This window comes from Ensifer sp. GW821-FHT05G01 (genome assembly GCF_059419585.1).
Window position 1 is genome coordinate 24,316 of sequence record NZ_JBWKSC010000017.1, and the last position, 16,247, is coordinate 40,562.

13 protein-coding genes are annotated in these 16,247 nt (G+C 62.5%); 10 read left to right on the top strand and 3 right to left on the bottom strand.

Features of this window, described 5'->3' with window-relative positions:
* The first annotated feature begins 1 nt into the window (after nucleotide 1).
* The 6 genes from ddpC to AC07UR_RS30955 all read left to right on the top strand — a co-directional run bounded on the left by ddpC (nucleotide 2) and on the right by AC07UR_RS30955 (nucleotide 8,187).
* A complete protein-coding gene (ddpC, locus tag AC07UR_RS30930) occupies nucleotides 2–910 on the top strand; it encodes a D,D-dipeptide ABC transporter permease (RefSeq protein WP_234903017.1) in 909 nt (302 codons plus the stop codon).
* Entirely contained in the window at nucleotides 910–1,929 is a 1,020-nt protein-coding gene (locus tag AC07UR_RS30935; protein WP_173422443.1) for an ABC transporter ATP-binding protein, read from the top strand. Before ddpC ends, AC07UR_RS30935 begins: the two co-directional genes overlap by 1 nt.
* Complete coding sequence (locus tag AC07UR_RS30940; RefSeq protein WP_209792726.1) at nucleotides 1,926–2,918, top strand: oligopeptide/dipeptide ABC transporter ATP-binding protein; 993 nt, start codon at nucleotides 1,926–1,928, stop codon at nucleotides 2,916–2,918. The genes AC07UR_RS30935 and AC07UR_RS30940 overlap by 4 nt, the downstream gene beginning before the upstream one ends.
* Before the next feature lie 349 nt (nucleotides 2,919–3,267).
* Nucleotides 3,268–4,092, top strand: a complete 825-nt coding sequence (locus tag AC07UR_RS30945; protein ID WP_209792724.1) for a creatininase family protein — start codon at nucleotides 3,268–3,270, stop codon at nucleotides 4,090–4,092.
* A gap of 59 nt (nucleotides 4,093–4,151) precedes the next feature.
* Nucleotides 4,152–5,771, top strand: coding sequence for an ABC transporter substrate-binding protein (locus tag AC07UR_RS30950; RefSeq protein WP_412728415.1), 1,620 nt, complete (start codon nucleotides 4,152–4,154; stop codon nucleotides 5,769–5,771).
* Nucleotides 5,772–6,429: 658 nt separating this feature from the next.
* The gene (locus tag AC07UR_RS30955) at nucleotides 6,430–8,187 is read left to right on the top strand and encodes an adenylate/guanylate cyclase domain-containing protein (RefSeq protein ID WP_209792722.1); all 1,758 of its coding nucleotides are present in this window, start codon (nucleotides 6,430–6,432) and stop codon (nucleotides 8,185–8,187) included.
* 246 nt (nucleotides 8,188–8,433) lie between these two features.
* On the opposite strand, the gene AC07UR_RS30960 is transcribed toward AC07UR_RS30955, so the two are convergent.
* The 3 genes from AC07UR_RS30960 to AC07UR_RS30970 form a co-directional block, all read right to left on the bottom strand.
* Nucleotides 8,434–9,387 (bottom strand): isoaspartyl peptidase/L-asparaginase family protein, encoded by a 954-nt coding sequence (locus tag AC07UR_RS30960; RefSeq protein ID WP_209792720.1) that lies wholly within the window; start codon nucleotides 9,385–9,387, stop codon nucleotides 8,434–8,436.
* A gap of 68 nt (nucleotides 9,388–9,455) precedes the next feature.
* Nucleotides 9,456–11,036, bottom strand: coding sequence for an ABC transporter substrate-binding protein (locus AC07UR_RS30965; protein WP_209792718.1), 1,581 nt, complete (start codon nucleotides 11,034–11,036; stop codon nucleotides 9,456–9,458).
* Between the two features lie 71 nt (nucleotides 11,037–11,107).
* Nucleotides 11,108–11,680 (bottom strand): MarR family winged helix-turn-helix transcriptional regulator, encoded by a 573-nt coding sequence (locus tag AC07UR_RS30970; RefSeq protein WP_209792716.1) that lies wholly within the window; start codon nucleotides 11,678–11,680, stop codon nucleotides 11,108–11,110.
* A gap of 177 nt (nucleotides 11,681–11,857) precedes the next feature.
* Here AC07UR_RS30970 and AC07UR_RS30975 point away from each other — a divergent pair, with 177 nt between their 5' ends.
* From AC07UR_RS30975 to AC07UR_RS30990, 4 genes are read left to right on the top strand one after another with little or no spacing between them, the layout of a single operon-like run.
* Nucleotides 11,858–12,559, top strand: coding sequence for a creatininase family protein (locus tag AC07UR_RS30975; protein ID WP_209792714.1), 702 nt, complete (start codon nucleotides 11,858–11,860; stop codon nucleotides 12,557–12,559).
* 47 nt (nucleotides 12,560–12,606) lie between these two features.
* Nucleotides 12,607–13,578 carry an ABC transporter permease gene (locus tag AC07UR_RS30980; protein WP_209792712.1) on the top strand — a complete coding sequence of 324 codons (972 nt, stop codon included), beginning with the start codon at nucleotides 12,607–12,609 and terminating at the stop codon, nucleotides 13,576–13,578.
* 1 nt (nucleotide 13,579) lies between these two features.
* Nucleotides 13,580–14,479 carry an ABC transporter permease gene (locus AC07UR_RS30985; protein WP_209792709.1) on the top strand — a complete coding sequence of 300 codons (900 nt, stop codon included), beginning with the start codon at nucleotides 13,580–13,582 and terminating at the stop codon, nucleotides 14,477–14,479.
* Nucleotides 14,476–16,182 (top strand): dipeptide ABC transporter ATP-binding protein, encoded by a 1,707-nt coding sequence (locus AC07UR_RS30990; RefSeq protein WP_209792708.1) that lies wholly within the window; start codon nucleotides 14,476–14,478, stop codon nucleotides 16,180–16,182. Before AC07UR_RS30985 ends, AC07UR_RS30990 begins: the two co-directional genes overlap by 4 nt.
* Nucleotides 16,183–16,247: the final 65 nt, after the last annotated feature.

A 16,247-nucleotide genomic window follows, 5' to 3' on the forward strand; every position in this document is an offset into this window, starting at 1 on the left:
CATGTCCGTCGTCATGCCGACCGAACCTGCCGCGGCGAGCCCCGCGATGCGCAGTAGCAAGTCCATCTCCGAGCGCCTGCGTTACCTTTGGTATCTCAGCCGCAGGAGCCCGCTGACCCTGGTCGGCGCTGCCATCATCCTGCTCGTCCTCATCATGATCATCGCCGCGCCGGTGATCGCACCATACAACCCGGACAAGGTCGCGCTGACGGCGCGCCTGTTGCCACCGAGTGCTGCCCATTGGTTCGGTACCGACGAGGTCGGCCGCGACCTGTTCTCGCGGGTGATCTACGGGGCAAGGGCGTCCTGCGGCGCCGCCTTCATGATTGTGCTGATTTCGATGTCGATCGGGGTGCTGATCGGTTGCTTTTCCGGCGTGGTCGGCGGGCGGATTGACACCGCCATCATGCGGTTGATGGATGTCGTCCTTGCCTTGCCGGCGCTGGTGCTGGCCATGGCGCTGGCGGCGGCCCTTGGCCCGAGCCTATTCAACTCCATGCTGGCCGTGGCGATCGTGCGCATTCCAGCTTACGTGCGCCTGGCCCGAGGCCAGACGCTTTCCTTGCGCGAGCAGGTTTTCGTCAAGGCGTCGCGCACCTTTGGCGCCTCACCGTTCTACATTCTGCGCTGGCATATCCTGCCAAACGCCATGTCGCCGATCATCGTGCAGGCGACACTCGATCTGGGCGGGGTCGTGTTGATCGCGGCCGCCCTCAGCTTCATCGGCCTCGGTGCGCAGCCGCCCACCGCGGAATGGGGCGCGCTCGTCAGCAGCGGCCGCAGCTACATGCTCGATCAGTGGTGGTACGCCACTTTCCCCGGTCTCGCCATTCTGATCACGGCCATGGGATGCAATCTCGTCGGCGACGGCATCCGCGATATGCTCGATCCGCGCCTGAGGGGCAGATGATGACAGATACCGTCCAATCTCGCGGCCAGGCGCTGGCCATTCACAATCTGTCGCTGGAGTTTCCAACCTTCAGTGGCGCGATCAAGGCGCTCGACAATGTGTCGATCAACGTCGCAAAGGCAGAGATCGTCGGGATCGTCGGCGAGTCCGGCTGCGGCAAATCGGTGACGACCATGGCGGCCACAGGACTGCTGCCCAAAGGACGCTACAGGATCACCGGCGGATCCGTCAGGCTCTTTGGCCATAGCACGCTGACCATGGACGACAGCCAGCTGCAGGACGTGCGCGGTAAGATGGTCTCGACCATCTTCCAGGAGCCGATGAACGCGCTCAACCCGACGATCCGCATCGGCAAGCAACTGACCGACGTCATCATGCGTCACGAGGAGGCAAGCTTGCCGGATGCCAGGCGCATTGCGCGGGATATTCTCGCCGACATGCTGATCGGCGACCCCGAGCGCGTCATGAAGCAATACCCTTTCGAACTATCCGGCGGCATGCGCCAACGGGTGCTGATCGCCATGGCGTTTTCGTGCAATCCCGGCCTCATCATTGCCGACGAGCCGACGACCGCGCTCGATGTCACTGTGCAAGCCGTGATCCTGCGGCTTATCCAGAACCGTGCGCGCCGGACCGGGACGTCGGTGATCTTCATCTCGCATAACGTCGCGGTCGTGTCGCAGCTCTGCGACCGGCTTTACGTGATGTACGCCGGCAGGATCGTCGAGCATGGCGCGACCCGAACCGTTCTCGATGCGCCGCAGCATCCCTATACCCAGGCGTTGCTGCGCTGTCTGCCGGAACGGGTGGCGCCGAAGCAGGAACTCGAAGCGATCACCGGCGCGGTACCGAACCTGATGCATCCGCCTGCCGGCTGCTATTTTCAGCCGCGATGCAAGGAAGCGATCGACCTCTGTCGATCCCGGTCTCCGCAACTGGCGGGGGCCGATGGCCGAGAGGTCGCGTGCTGGCGGCGAGGTGTCGGGCCGGAAATAGCAGAGCAGGGGAGCCGGCAATGACCGAAGGTTTTGACACGATAGTCCCACCGGTTCTGGCGGTTTCCGATCTCACTGTCCGCTTTCCGGCATCCCGAGACTGGCTCGGCCGCGCCACCTCACATGTGCACGCCGTCAACGGTGTCAGCCTTCAGGTTCGTGGCGGCGGAAGCCTCGGCATTGTCGGCGAGTCCGGTTGCGGCAAGAGCACGCTCGCCCAGGCGATCATCGGGCTTGCGCCGTACGAAAAGGGCTCGGTGGCGATCGACGGCCAGGATTTTCAGGCGGCACAGGGAAGGCAGAAGCGCGACCTGCGGCAGAAGATGCAGATCGTTTTCCAGGATCCGCAATCCTCGCTCGATCGGCGGCTGCCGGTCTGGCGGCTGATCAGCGAACCGCTGCACATTCGCGGCGGACACAGCAATGCCGAACTGCATGCCAAAGCGGCGGAACTGGCCGCCGCCGTCGGCTTGAGGCCGGAACATCTGGATCGTCTGCCCCACGAATTTTCCGGCGGCCAGCGCCAGCGCATCGCAATCGCCCGTGCCATGAGCACGGATCCTGATCTCATGGTGTTGGACGAGCCGACGTCGGCGCTCGATGTGTCGGTGCAGGCGCAGATCGTCAACCTGCTCTTGAAGTTGCAGCGGGAGCGGGGTCTGACGTACCTGCTTATTTCCCACGACGTCGCGCTGGTGCGCCATTTCTGCGACGACGTCGCTGTGATGTATCTCGGCCAGATCGTTGAATCAGGTCCGGCCGACGCGGTTCTCGGCAATCCGCGGCACCCTTACACCCGGACGCTTCTGGCCTCGGCTCCGAGTTTCGAAACGCCGTTGCCGACCCTTGCCGAGGTGCGGATCGGGGAGCTTCCAAACAACCGCAAACTGCCGACCGGTTGCTTCTACCGGGAACGGTGCGGCAAGGCCGCCACTGGCTGCGAGGCGCCGCAGGATCTGCGGCGCCTCGGGGATGGGGTGCGCCACGCGCGGTGTCATCTGGCCCAGGTCTGAGGCGCGAGCGAGCGCCGGAGCTGCCATTCGCCGTCCGTCCGCATGGGCGGCGGCGGAGCGGTACAATGTCGTTTGCTGCGCCAGGTGGGCATTTTAAGAAATATAATTTTCTTATACGAAAAATAATTTGATTGATATTTCCGACTGTGCAAACTTGGCGCCGTTCGCTCCGCGGCGCTCAGCCGAAACCCGACCCATCGCTTGCCGGAGAAAACAGTGACCTAAACCAGCGCAAATCGGCGCCCTCTGCCGGCTGCCGTTTGCGCATGTTTCGCAATGTTGCCAGACGCAGTCGCGCGCATGGCGGTCCGGGCGCCTGCGATCCGGACATCTGATGAAAGGGCCTGACATGACGAAGGAAGTTGAATGGGCGCGCATGACCGCCCCCAGCCTGCGCGAAATCGCCGGCAAGCCGGGGGCGCTCGCCATCCTGCCGATCGGCTCGCTGGAACAGCACGGCCCGCACCTACCGGTCATTACCGACACCGCCAGCGCATCGGCTGCGGCCATTCGTGCCGCCCGTCTGGTCGCCGACGACATCCCGGTCGCCGTTCTGCCTGGCCTCTGGCTCGGCATGAGCGAACACCACCTTCCTTTCGGCGGAACCATAACGCTCGACTACGATACGCTCGGCCGCGTCATCCGCTGCATCGTCCGCTCGCTGAAGACGCTCGGTTTCTCGCGGCTGTTCATCGTCAACGGCCATGGCGGCAACATGGACCCGCTCGCGGTTGCCGTGCGTGAACTGGCGGTCGAGTTTGCCATGCCGATCGTCGCCACGACGCCGTGGATGCTGGCGCCGGAAGAGGCAGGCAAGATCTTCGAGGTCGACACCGGTGCTCATCACGCTTGCGAAGGTGAGGCGTCCGTCATGTTGGCGATCGCCGCCGACGCGGTGAAGACCGAGATGTTCGGCCAGGCCTACGGCAACCAGCAGCACCCTGTCGATGTGCCGGCGGACGTGTCGCGGTTCTATTCCTTCGCCGAGCGCGCGCCGGTGACCGGCACCTGGGGCGATCCGCGCAGCGCAACGGCAGAAAAGGGCGAGCGTTTCCTCGACCTGCAGGCGGGCGAACTCGTGAAACTGATCCGCAACGATGTGATCTGGACCGCACCCGATCTCGTCTGGGCGCCCGGCCGCGGCCTCGGCACGACTGCGGGCAAAGCTGATTGACCTGCCGGCGAGACATTTGCCGGAAATTTCGCATTCCATTCCCGAGGGAGGATACGTCAATGACTCTGAAATTCGCGCGGACGCGCAAGACCGTTGTTTCTCTGTTTGCTGCAACGATGCTTTCGGGCCTCGCCCTGACGCCGGCCATGGCCAAGACACTCGTCTATTGCTCAGAGGGCGCGCCCGAGGGCTTCGATGCAGCGCTCTACTCGGCCAACAGCACGTGGGACGCTTCGGCGGAAACGATCTATGATCGCCTCACCGAATTCGAAAGCGGTACGACCAACGTCGTTCCGGGCCTCGCCGAAAGCTGGACGATTTCCGACGATAATCTCGAATACACGCTGAAACTGCGTGAGGGCGTGAAGTTCCAGTCGACGGACACCTTCACTCCGACGCGTGATTTCAACGCCGACGACGTGCTCTTCACCTATCATCGCCAGCTGGACAAGACCGATCCGTGGAACAGCTATTTTCCCGGTGCGAACTGGGAGATGTTCAACGCGATGGACATGCCATCGGTGATCAAGGACATCGTCAAGGTCGATGAAATGACCGTCAAGTTCGTGCTGAAGCAGCCGGACGCGTCGCTTCCCGCGAAGCTTGCCCTGAACTTCGGCTCGATCATGTCGAAGGAGTATGCCGACAAGCTGGCGGCTGAGGGACGGCGCGAAGACCTCGACCGCAAGCCGGTCGGCACCGGGCCGTTCCGATTTGTCGACTACCAGCAGGACGCAGCAATTCGCTTTGCCGCCAATGCGGACTATTGGGACGGCGCGCCGAAGATCGACAACCTCATCTTCGCGATCACCACCGATCCGACGACACGCATGCAGAAGCTCCAGGCGGGCGAATGCCATGTCGCGCCGTACCCGGCGCCGGCCGACATCGCTGGACTGAAGGCAAATGCGGACCTGACCGTGTTGGAACAGCCTGGTCTCAACGTCTCCTATCTCGCGATGAACACCCTGATCGCGCCGTTCGACAAGCTGGAGGTGCGCCGCGCCATCAACATGGCGATCGACCGCAAGGCCATTGTCGATTCCGTCTATCAGGGCATGGGGCAGATGGCCAAGAGCGTCCTGCCGCCGACGATGTGGGGCTATAACGGTTCGATCGACGGCTACAGCTACGATCCGGAGGCGGCAAAGAAGCTGCTCGACGACGCCGGCGTCAAGGATCTGAAGATGAAGATCTGGGCGATGCCCGTCAGCCGTCCCTATATGCCGAACGCGCGCCGTGCGGCAGAACTGATGCAGGCGGATCTTGCCAAGGTCGGCATCGGCGTCGAGATCGTCTCCTACGAATGGGGCGAATACCTCAAGAAGTCGCGGGACAAGGCGCGCGATGGCGCCATCATCCTGGGCGGCACCAGCGACAACGGCGATCCCGACAATCTGCTCAGCTACTTCTTCAGCTGCTCCGGCGTCGGCGGCAGCAACAATGCCAACTGGTGCTCCAAGCCGCTCGACGAGATCTTGCAGAAGGCGCGCACCAGCGCGGATCAAGGCGAGCGGACGAAACTCTACGAAGAGGCACAGGCCATCATCAGCGACCAGGCGCCCTGGGTCCCGATTGCCCACTCCACCGTTGTGCTGCCGATGTCGAAGAAGGTAACGAACTATGTGATGGAGCCCTTGGGCTCGCACCGCTTCGAGAAGGTCGACATCGAGGAATAAATCCCCGCAAAACGGCCCGTAGCCCCGGCTACGGGCCGAACTTCGAACAAGTCCTCCGCGTGAAGCGCATTCATGGCAACTGTGGCGATCGAGATGATGGCCGATCGAAACTATCAAAGGCCGATCCGAGACCCGAAAATGTTGCGCATGAATGCTGGCGGTCGGCACGAAGGAGACCACGGTCGACGCTCCCATCTGCCACTCGTTGCTCCGGAAGAGATAACGAAGGCAGCAATCGCGAGCGGAAAACTATCGCAACAGGCGCGCCTTTCTCGCCTGCCCAACGAGGGTCAGTTGCAGCAGCGGCTCGCCATGGGCGGAGCTCGTCTTCGACGAGGTCCAACGCAGGTGAGGTGCGGAGAGCCGGGTTGCGTTTGGTGCGATCCCTAGCGAGATGAAGATAGACTACATCGAGGCGTGTTCGCTGGATGCTGATTGGTACCTCTAGGCGCTAGAAACGCACACGGGGATCGGCAGGGTTTAGAAAACCCCACTCGGGACCATCCTGAGATTGGGACACGTGGCTGATGGAGCGTCGCCACATGACCGTCTCAGTGGTAACATGAACCAGCACGGTCGTGGTGTCAGGCCCCCGGATGGTGCATGTCGCGTCAATCGCCTGGGCTTCATGCGGCGGATCTCCTGAGGGGAGACAGCCATGGCAACTGCAAGAGCAGAGCGGCGGCTGGCCGCGATCTTGGCCGCTGACGTCGTCGGCTATTCCCGCCTCGTCGAACATGACGAGGCTGGGACGTTGTCTGCCCTCAAGGGCCTGCGCCGGGAGGTGATCGATCCGCTACTGGCCGACCATCGGGGCCGTATTGTCAAGCTGATGGGCGACGGTGCGCTCGTGGAGTTCGGCTCGGTCGTCGATGCCGTCGCGTGCGCGGTCGCCGTTCAGAGGGGGATTGCCGAAAACCAGGCGGATATCCCGACGGAGCAACGCATCATCTTTCGGATCGGCGTCAATCTCTGTGATGTGATCCATGAGGTTGATGGGGATCTCTACGGCGAAGGCGTCAACATCGCGGCCCGCCTCCAGACCTTGGCGGATCCAGGCGGCATTTGCATTTCCGGCACGGCGTACGATCACCTCCAGGGCAAGCTCGACTGCGACTACGAGTACCTCGGCGAACGCGCGCTCAAGAACATGGAGCGGCCCGTGCGACTGTACCGCGCGCTTTTGGGAAGGACGACAGCAGGAACGGTATCGCTAAGGCCCGCGCTTCCGGACCGACCATCCATTGCAGTGCTGCCGTTCAACGCCATGAGCCCCGACCCGGAGCAGGACTTCTTCAGCGATGGGCTCACCGAGGACATCACCACCGCGTTATCCAAGCTCAAGGGCTTCTTCGTGATCGCCCGCAACACAATGTTCACCTACAAGGGAAAGCCCGTGGATGTGCGCGCCATCGGGCGCGAACTCGGGATCCGCTATATTCTCGAGGGGAGTGTCCGCAAGTCCGGCAACCGGATGAGGGTGACCGCGCAGCTCATCGATGCAGCCTCCGAAGTCCAGCTCTGGGCCGAGAGGTACGACGGCGACCTTGGCGACATCTTCGTCATTCAGGACGAAATCACCGCAAGCGTCGTCGGCCGCATCGGGCCGGAACTCCTGGTGGCAGAGCATGCCCGCGAAAGCCCCAAGCCGCATCGTGGCCTTGATGCTTGGGAATGTGTCGTACGGGCGATGTTCCTGTGTTCGCAACTGTCTGAGGAGAGCAGCGGCAAGATGCTCCCTTTGCTCGATCGGGCAATCGGACTGGCTCCCGGTTATGCCCAGGCGCTCGCCATGAAAGGTTGGATTACCATGTGGCGCGCGTTCCAGGGGTGGGAGGACATGGGATTCGCCCTGGCCCTAGCCAGGGATTTCGTCCAACAAGCCATTGCCGCGGACGATAAGGAACCGTGGGCGTACCTTGCGCAGGCGATGATAGCCTTTGCGACGCGCGACAATGTCCTGGCGATGGCAGCGATCAGCCAGGCTGTCGCCATCAACCCCAACTCCGCGTTTGCCCATGGCCAGTTGGGACTTGCGCATGCCAACGGGGGCCGCGCGGCGGCCGCCATTCCATGCATCGACTACGCTCTCAGGCTGAGCCCGCGCGAGGCTTTTCTCGGCGACTTTCAGTTTTACTATGCCATGGCCTATTTCCAGGGCGGCGATTACGAACTCGGATTGAGCTGCGCACGAGAGGCGCATCGCTTGCGGTCCGGCCACGCGGTCCCACTGGTCATCGGCACGGCCTGTGCCGGACTTCTGGGCAATGAGGAGGCTGCCACGGACTTGCTCGGACGGCTCAAGTCGCTCGTCCCCGACATCTCACGGCACGCCGTCGGAGCAACATCTTCTTTCGTGCGCGCCAAGGATCGGGCGCGCCTCATCGAGGGGCTTGCCCGGGCCGGCCTGAATTGACGGGTTGGATTGGCCCCGAAAACCGATCGCCTACCGCAGAGGCGCGTTCCTGGCAGCACGCCGCGACGATCTTCGAGATCGTGACTTGGTCATCCGACGGCTTCCCCAGTGCTTCTGGGAACCCGGTGCTGCTGCGAAACCCAACCCGAACTTCGTTCCGGTTGGCGTCGTGGGCGAGGCGATGACGAAGGACAGGCGCACGGGCGACCGTGATTGGCGTCATGCCTCAGCCTGTTGGGGGGACAGTCAATCGCCGGTCAACGCCATGACCTCCGAATGCGAGGCGACATAGAAGTCGCCTTCTTCGGTGACCCAGCCACGGAACATGCCGTCGGTATTGTAGGGAGCGGCGACGGTGCCGTCAGCGTCGACGGCGACCAGGCCGGCGCCGATATTATGTGGCTTCATGTCCTCGATGATGACTTTTGCCGAAGCCGTCCTCACATCCTCGCCGAGATAGGCCATGCGCGCGGCGACCTCGTGGCCGACGACATGGCGGATGAAGAATTCGCCCTTGCCGGTGCCGGAGACGGCGCAGACGCCATCACGCGCATAAGTGCCCGCGCCAATGACCGGGCTGTCGCCGATCCGTCCGTCGGGCTTGTTGTTGTAGCCGCCGGTCGAGGTCGCGGCGGCCAGGTGGCCATGCTGGTCAAGTGCAACCGCGCCCACCGTCCCGTGCTTTTCCGACTCGCTGGCGGCAAGCTGGGTTCCGGCGGCAACATGTGCCTTCATCGCCGCCAGCGACTGTTTGCGCCGCTCGGTGGTGAAATAGGCCTGTTCCTCCACTGCCAGTCCCCTGGCCTCGGCAAAACGATCCGCCGCGGGGCCGGCAAGCATGACCATGTCACCGTGTTCGAGGACGGCGCGCGCCGCAAGCACCGGATTGCGGATGCGGCGCGACGCGCAGATCGCACCGGCGGCCAGCGTCTTTCCGTCCATGATCGACGCATCCAGCTCATGGATGGCGTTCTCGTTGAGTGCCGCACCATGTCCGGCGTTAAAATGCGGGCTGTCCTCCATGACGACGACGGCCGCCTGCACCGCGTCGATGGCGTTTCCGCCGCGTTTCAGGACAGCGTAGCCGGCCTTCAGCGCGCGCCCGAGGTCCCGGCGGGCCGCAATCCATTCGGCCTCGCTGAGGTCAAGCTTGGCCATCACGCCGCAGCCCCCATGGATGGCAAGGGCGAATTTCGTCATGGGACTCTCCGATTTCTACGAGAAAGGGCACCGGCCTTTGACCGGTGCCCCAGATGCAAGTTGGCTCGTTACTGCTTGGGATGGACATCCATCGCCAGCGTGTCCTCGTCCGAGCGCGGATCGTAAGTCACCGTGTCAGCCTTGGCGCCCCAGGCGGAGAGGTTCGTGGCCAGCGGCAGATCCGGCCGGTCGCTCGCCACCAGCAGGTTCGCATCCTCGAGCATGGCACGGCGCTTACCCTCGTCCATCTCGACCGCAGCGCCCTCGATCAGCTTGTCCATTTGCGGATTGGAGTAACCGCGCACGTTGAAGGCGCCGAGCGACTTGGCCGCGTCGTTGGTGTGCATGAGGGATGACAGCATGTAGTTGGCTTCACCCGTGAGCGTGCCCCAGGACGCCATGTAGAGCGAATATTCGCCACGCGTCTTGGCCGGATTGAACACTGCCGCCGGCACGCCCTGTACATCGACAGTCACGTTGATCGCCGCCAGCATCTGGGCCACGGTCGGGCCAAGCTCCGTCGGCATCCGATCGTTTGCATAGCTGAGCGCAACCTTGAAGCCATCGGGGTATCCGGCTTCGGCCATCAATTTGCGCGCCTTCTCGACGTCGAAGGCCGGCGCAGCGATCGTCTTGTTGTAGCCGAAGATGTTGGGGCTGACGAGCTGTGTGGAGACGACGCCCATGCCCTCGAGCGCAAATTCCACGATGGTTTCACGGTCGAGCGCCAGGTCGAAGGCCTCACGCACCTTCGCATCGAGGAAGGGGTTCTTGTCGAGCTTCTTGCCACCATTGTCCCATACCTGCGGGGAGTCCTTTCGGAAGTCGAACTCCAGATAGGGGATGTAAATCGATTCCGTCTTGATCACCTGCAGTGCGGAATCGGACTCGATGCTGGCGAGATCGGTCGCCGGCACCTTGGAAATAAGGTCGACCTGGCCGGCCTTCAGCTGGGCGACGCGGGCAGCGTCGTTCGGGATTTCCTTGCGCACCACCTTGTCCCAGGGCTGCGGGCCGTCCCAGTAGCCGTCGAATTTTTCGAGCACCAGGTCCTGCGTTGGCGCCCAGCTGACGAACTTGTAGGGGCCGGTGCCAATCGTCGCCTTGCCGGTGTTGAAACCTTCGGCGGAACTGTCCTTGGTCGAGTAATCGGCGGCGGCCTTGTGGGAAACGACAAACAGGCGAATGAAATCGTTGGGCAGCGTGGGCGCCGGGCCGTTGGTCTTCACGCGCACCGTGTAGTCGTCGACGACCTCGACGCTGGCCACGCGCCGCACGTAAATGGTCGAGGGGTTCGGTCCGGTGACGTTGGGGATGCGCTCGATGGAGAACTTTACGTCCTTGGCGGTGAAGTCGGAGCCGTCATGGAACTTCACGCCCTTGCGCAGCTTGAACTCCCAGGTCGTGTCTTCCAGCGCCTGCCAGCTGGTGGCCAGCGACGGCAGGATCTCAAGGTTGTTGCCGGAGCGCAGGAGCGTGTCGAAGATATGCTTCGTCGCCTCGGCATTGGCCGACGTCGCGGTGAAGTGCGGATCCATCGAGGCCGGGCCGTTTTTCGTCGCGATCACCAGGTCGGCCGCAAGTGCTGCGGCGGGTGAGGACAGGATGGTGGCCACCAGGGCCGCGCGGAGCATGGATTTTATTGGCATTTTGTTCCTCTCTCATTGAATGTCGTTGGTGCGGACGTGGCCGTTCGGCCTCGAGCCGTTCTCCTCGCTGATCACAGGTCTCCGTCCTGTTGGTCGCTGTCGATCATTTGCGGCCACTGCCCCGATGCAGTGACGAGCTTGGTCAGGATTTCGGAAAGGTTCAGCCGCTCGGCGGGGCTGAGGCACTCCAGCATGCGCCGCTCGTGCTCGATCATCATGCCCTTGGTGAGGTCCACCGCTTCCTGGCCCTTTTCGGTCAGATCGAGCGTGATGCGGCGCTGATCGTCAGGGTCGGTCTGGCGATCGATCATGCCCAATCGTGTCAACTTGTTCGCCGCGCGGCTCAGCGTGTTCTTCGGGAAGCCGGAAGAGCGCACGACATCGGTCATCGTCGAGCTTCCGCCCAGATGGAGCGACCACAGCACCACGAAGTCGGGCCGCAGCAGGCCCAACTGCTGCTGAATGTAGCCATAGACCGGGTTGTTGAAATGAAGGGCCAGAAAGTTCAGCCGGTACGAGAACCAGCAGGGATTGTCCCAGAGCTTCGCATGCATGAGGGCGTCGATTTTTGTGTCGGGCGTGACCAGGGGTTCCTCCCGGCCAGCCCGTCCCTCAAACAGTGCCTGACGCATCGCCTCGTCCATGCTGTCATCCCATACAAAATCGATATTGATCTCAAATGGAACCTTATTTGGCGTAAAACCCTTGCGTCAACCGTAATTTTTGATCCATAAAGAACTAATTCAGGAGGCGGCTTCCCATTTGATGGCCAGGACGGGCGACGTCCGGCGGGTGCGGCCGAGCAGCGAGAAGGACGGACTATGCGCATTCAGGACATGCATTGGAGCCAGGTGGAGGAGCGGGTGAAGAAGGACGATCGGTGTGTTCTGCCGGTTGGCTCCATCGAGCAGCACGCTTACCTCAGTCTCGCCACCGACATGATCCTGGCCGAGCGTGTCTCCGTGGAAGCGGCGGCGCCGCTCGGGGTGCCGGTCTTCCCCTGCCTGCCCTATGGCATGGCTTCAGGTTTTGCCGATTTCCCTGGCACGGTGACCCTGTCGCTGCGCACCTATATCGGCCTGTTCGAGGATATGCTCGACAGCCTCCATCGTTCCGGCTTCCGACGCATCCTCATCGTCAACGGGCATGGCGGCAACACGCCGGTCAATCCGGTGATCAGCGAATGGCTGAACCGCAACCGTGACTGCTCGGTCAAGCTGCATGATTGGTGGCGTGCGCCCAAGACCATGGCCAAGGTGTTGGAGATCGATCCCGCGGCCTCGCATGCGAGCTGGATGGAGAATTTCCCGTGGACCCGTCTGGAGGGTGCGCCGATCCCGAATTTCCAGAAGGAGCGGATCGACTTTGCCGCCGCCGCGCGCGTCGATGCCGGTCGCAAGCGTGAACGTATCGCCGAAGGCAACTACCACGGCGTCTTCCAGCGGCCCGATACGGACATGCTGGCGATATGGCAGGTGGGCGTCGAGGAGACGCGCCACGAAATCGAGCACGGCTGGCACTGAAACCTTGGGGGCGCATTGCCCCCTTACGCATCCACCCAGAGGCAGACATGGCATCCTTTATTTTTCGCAGGTTGGGACAGGCGTTCTTCGTGCTGCTGATCATGTCCATGCTCGTCTTCATGGGCGTCTACGTCATCGGAAATCCGGTTGACGTTCTGATCTCGCCAGACGTGACGCAGGAAATGCGCCAGCAGATCATCGCGCAATATGGCCTCGACCTGCCCCTGTGGGAGCAGTATTTCCAGTTCCTGCAGCGTTTGTTGACCGGCGATCTCGGGCGATCCTTCGTTTTCAACATGCCGGTCGTCACGCTGATTGCGCAGCGCCTTCCAGCGACGCTGGAGTTGACGCTGATCGCCGTGCTGTTCGCTTCCCTGATAGGCATTCCGCTCGGGGTCTATGCCGGCTACAAGCCCGACAGTCTGCTCTCCAAGGCCATCATGGCGGTGTCGATCCTGGGCTTCTCGGTACCGACCTTCTGGATCGGTTTGATGCTGATCATGGTTTTTGCCGTCCAGTTCGGCATCCTTCCGGCGGGCGGGCGCGGGCAGACGGCGGAGCTGTTCGGTATCCCGTTTTCATTTCTTACCCTGGATGGCTGGTCACATCTCGTCCTGCCGGCCCTCAACCTGTCGCTGTTCAAGCTGTCGATGATGTGCCGGCTGGCTGCCTCCGGCACGCGCGAGGTGATGCTGACCGATACGATCAAATTCGCGCGCGCCGCCGGCATTTCCGAGGGAACCATCCTGCGCCGACACGTGCTCAAGCTGATCTCGATCCCACTGGTCACCGTGTTCGGGCTGGAGCTCGGGTCGACGCTTGCCTTCGCGCTCGTCACCGAAACGATCTTCAGCTGGCCCGGGCTTGGCAAGCTGATCGTCGATTCCATCACATCGCTCGACCGGCCCGTCATGGTCGCCTACCTGATGTTGGTCTCTGCCTTGTTCGTGGTCATCAATCTGTGCGTGGATCTCGCCTATGCGGTGCTTGATCCACGCCTGCGGCAGGGGAGGCGCTGAGATGTCGATGGAAGCCAATGCGGTAAGATCCGTCTCACCGCTCGCCGAATTCTGGCACATGTTCCGCCGCAACAAGGTTGCGGTCGCCGCTCTTGCGGTGGTGGTTGCCATCATCCTTTTGGCAATCTTCGCGCCGTTCCTCGTGCCTCAGGATCCCTACGACCTGAAGGCGCTGGTGCTGCGCGATGCCCGCCGCCCGCCGGGCTATGTCGGGTCCACCGGCATCGTGCATTTGCTGGGCACCGACAGCCAGGGGCGCGACCTGCTTTCGGCCATCGTCTACGGCCTGCGCATTTCCCTGCAGATGGGTCTGGTGGCCGGTGCCATCGCCTTCTCGATCGGGGCAGTGGTGGGGTGTTTTGCCGCTTATGTCGGCGGGCGCACGGAATCCGTCATCATGCGCATCGTTGACATCCAGCTTTCCTTCCCGGCGATCCTGCTGGCCTTCGTCGTGGCAGCGATCCTCGGCCAGGGCAAGTCGCAGTTGATCCTCGCCTTGGTCTTTGCCCAATATGCCTATTTCGTGCGAACGGCCCACGGCGCGGCGGCGGCCGAGCGCCAGAAGGACTATGTCCAGGCGGCCCTTTCCGTTCCGATGAGCGGCTGGTTCGTCATCACCCGCCACATTCTGCCGAACTCGTTGCCGCCGCTCATCGTGGTCGCCACGGTTCAGATCGCCTCTGCCATATCCCTGGAAGCTACCCTTTCTTTCCTGGGCGTCGGTCTGCCGCCGACGGAACCATCGCTCGGCATGCTGATCGCCAACGGCTTCCAGTACCTCATGTCCGGGCGTTACTGGATCGCGATCTATCCAGGCGTCGCACTGATCGTCCTGATCATGGCGATCAACCTCGTCGGCGACCAGATCCGGGACCAGCTCAATCCGAGGCTGCGCAAATGAATGACCTTCTGGATGTCCGCAATCTGCGGACCTATTTCGAGACCGAAAAAGGCACCGTCAAGTCGGTGGATGACATCTCCTTCACGCTGAAGCGTGGCGAAGTCATGGGGCTGGTTGGCGAAAGCGGTTCGGGCAAGTCGATCACCGGCTTCTCTCTGATCGGCCTGCTGGACGAGACCGGCCGCATCCAGCCGGGCAGTTCCATCCGCTTCAACGGACGCGAACTGGTTGGTCTCCATGAAAAGGCGCTGCGCAAGATACGGGGCAAGGACATCTCCATGGTGTTCCAGGACCCGATGATGACGCTGAACCCGGTGGTCAGGATCATCGATCAGATCGGCATGGCACTTCGTGCGCACGAGAAGGTATCGGACGCCGACATACGCCGCCGCGCGGTCGAGGCGCTGGCGAGGGTCAAGATCGTCGATCCGGAAAACAAGGTGGATCAGTACCCGCACGAGTTCTCCGGCGGCATGCGGCAGCGGGTCGCCATTGCCATCGCTCTTCTCCATCGTCCGCAGCTTGTGATTGCCGACGAGCCGACCACGGCGCTCGATGTCTCGGTGCAGGCCGAGATCTTGCGCATGGTGAAAGCGCTGGTCGCCGAGATCGGAATATCCCTGATCTGGGTCAGCCACGACCTGGCAACCGTCTCCACGATTGCCGACACCATAGCGGTTATGCGGCGCGGCAAGATCGTCGAACAAGGCCCCGCGCGGCAGGTCCTGCACAATCCGCAGCATCCCTATACGCAAGGGTTGCTGGACGCGCTGCCGTCGCGTTCGAAGCCCGGCGAGCCGCTGGCGTCCGCTGCGACCGAGGCCGCCGGCCCGATGGATCTGAGCGGGCTTGGCGGCGCTGCCATCGGTGCTGCAGCCGATACCGCCTTCTTGCGGGCGGAGGCGGTCGGAAAGATCTTTGCTCCACCCATTGGCTACCTGCGGGCACTCGCCATGCGCTGGGGGCTGGCACGGGACCTCTGTCCGGTCCATGCGGTGATATCCGCAGACCTTACCATCGCCCGCGGCGAGATTCTCGGCCTGGTCGGGGAATCCGGATCCGGCAAATCGACGCTCGGACGCATACTGTGCGGCATCTATGCGCCGACGTCAGGGACGATCAGCATCGGTGGCAAGCCCGTGCGCTCGGCGACGGGCAAGCTCGGCACCCACGTGCAGATGATCTTCCAGGATCCTTTCGCCTCGCTGGATCCTCGCCGTACGATCTTCCAGTCGTTGGCCGATGGGCCCATCGCGCACGGTTTCTGCACACGCAGCGGTGCCCGCGACTACGTCAACAGGTGGCTGCGCGCCGTCGCCTTCGATCCGGCGATGGCGGATCGCTATCCGCACCAGTTCTCGGGCGGTCAACGTCAGCGCATAGCAATCGCCCGGGCGCTCGCCATGCAGCCCGAGGTCATTATCTGCGACGAACCCGTCGCCTCCCTCGATGTGTCGATCCAGGCACAGGTCATCAATCTGTTGATCGAGCTGCGCCACAAACTCAACATCACACTTCTATTCATCAGCCATGATCTGTCCGTCGTCCACCATCTGTGCGACCGCGTCGTGGTGATGCGTCATGGGGAGATCGTGGAACAGGGGACCGCGACCCAAATCTTCACCGCGCCCCAGCATTCCTATACGCAGATGCTCCTCGACGCCGTTCCGATGTTGGAGGCCCAGCCGCAGGGCGTTCGGTGAGGGGACGCTGAACATTTCAATACAGGGTATTTGCAAATACCTAGACGCTATATGGATACACTGCA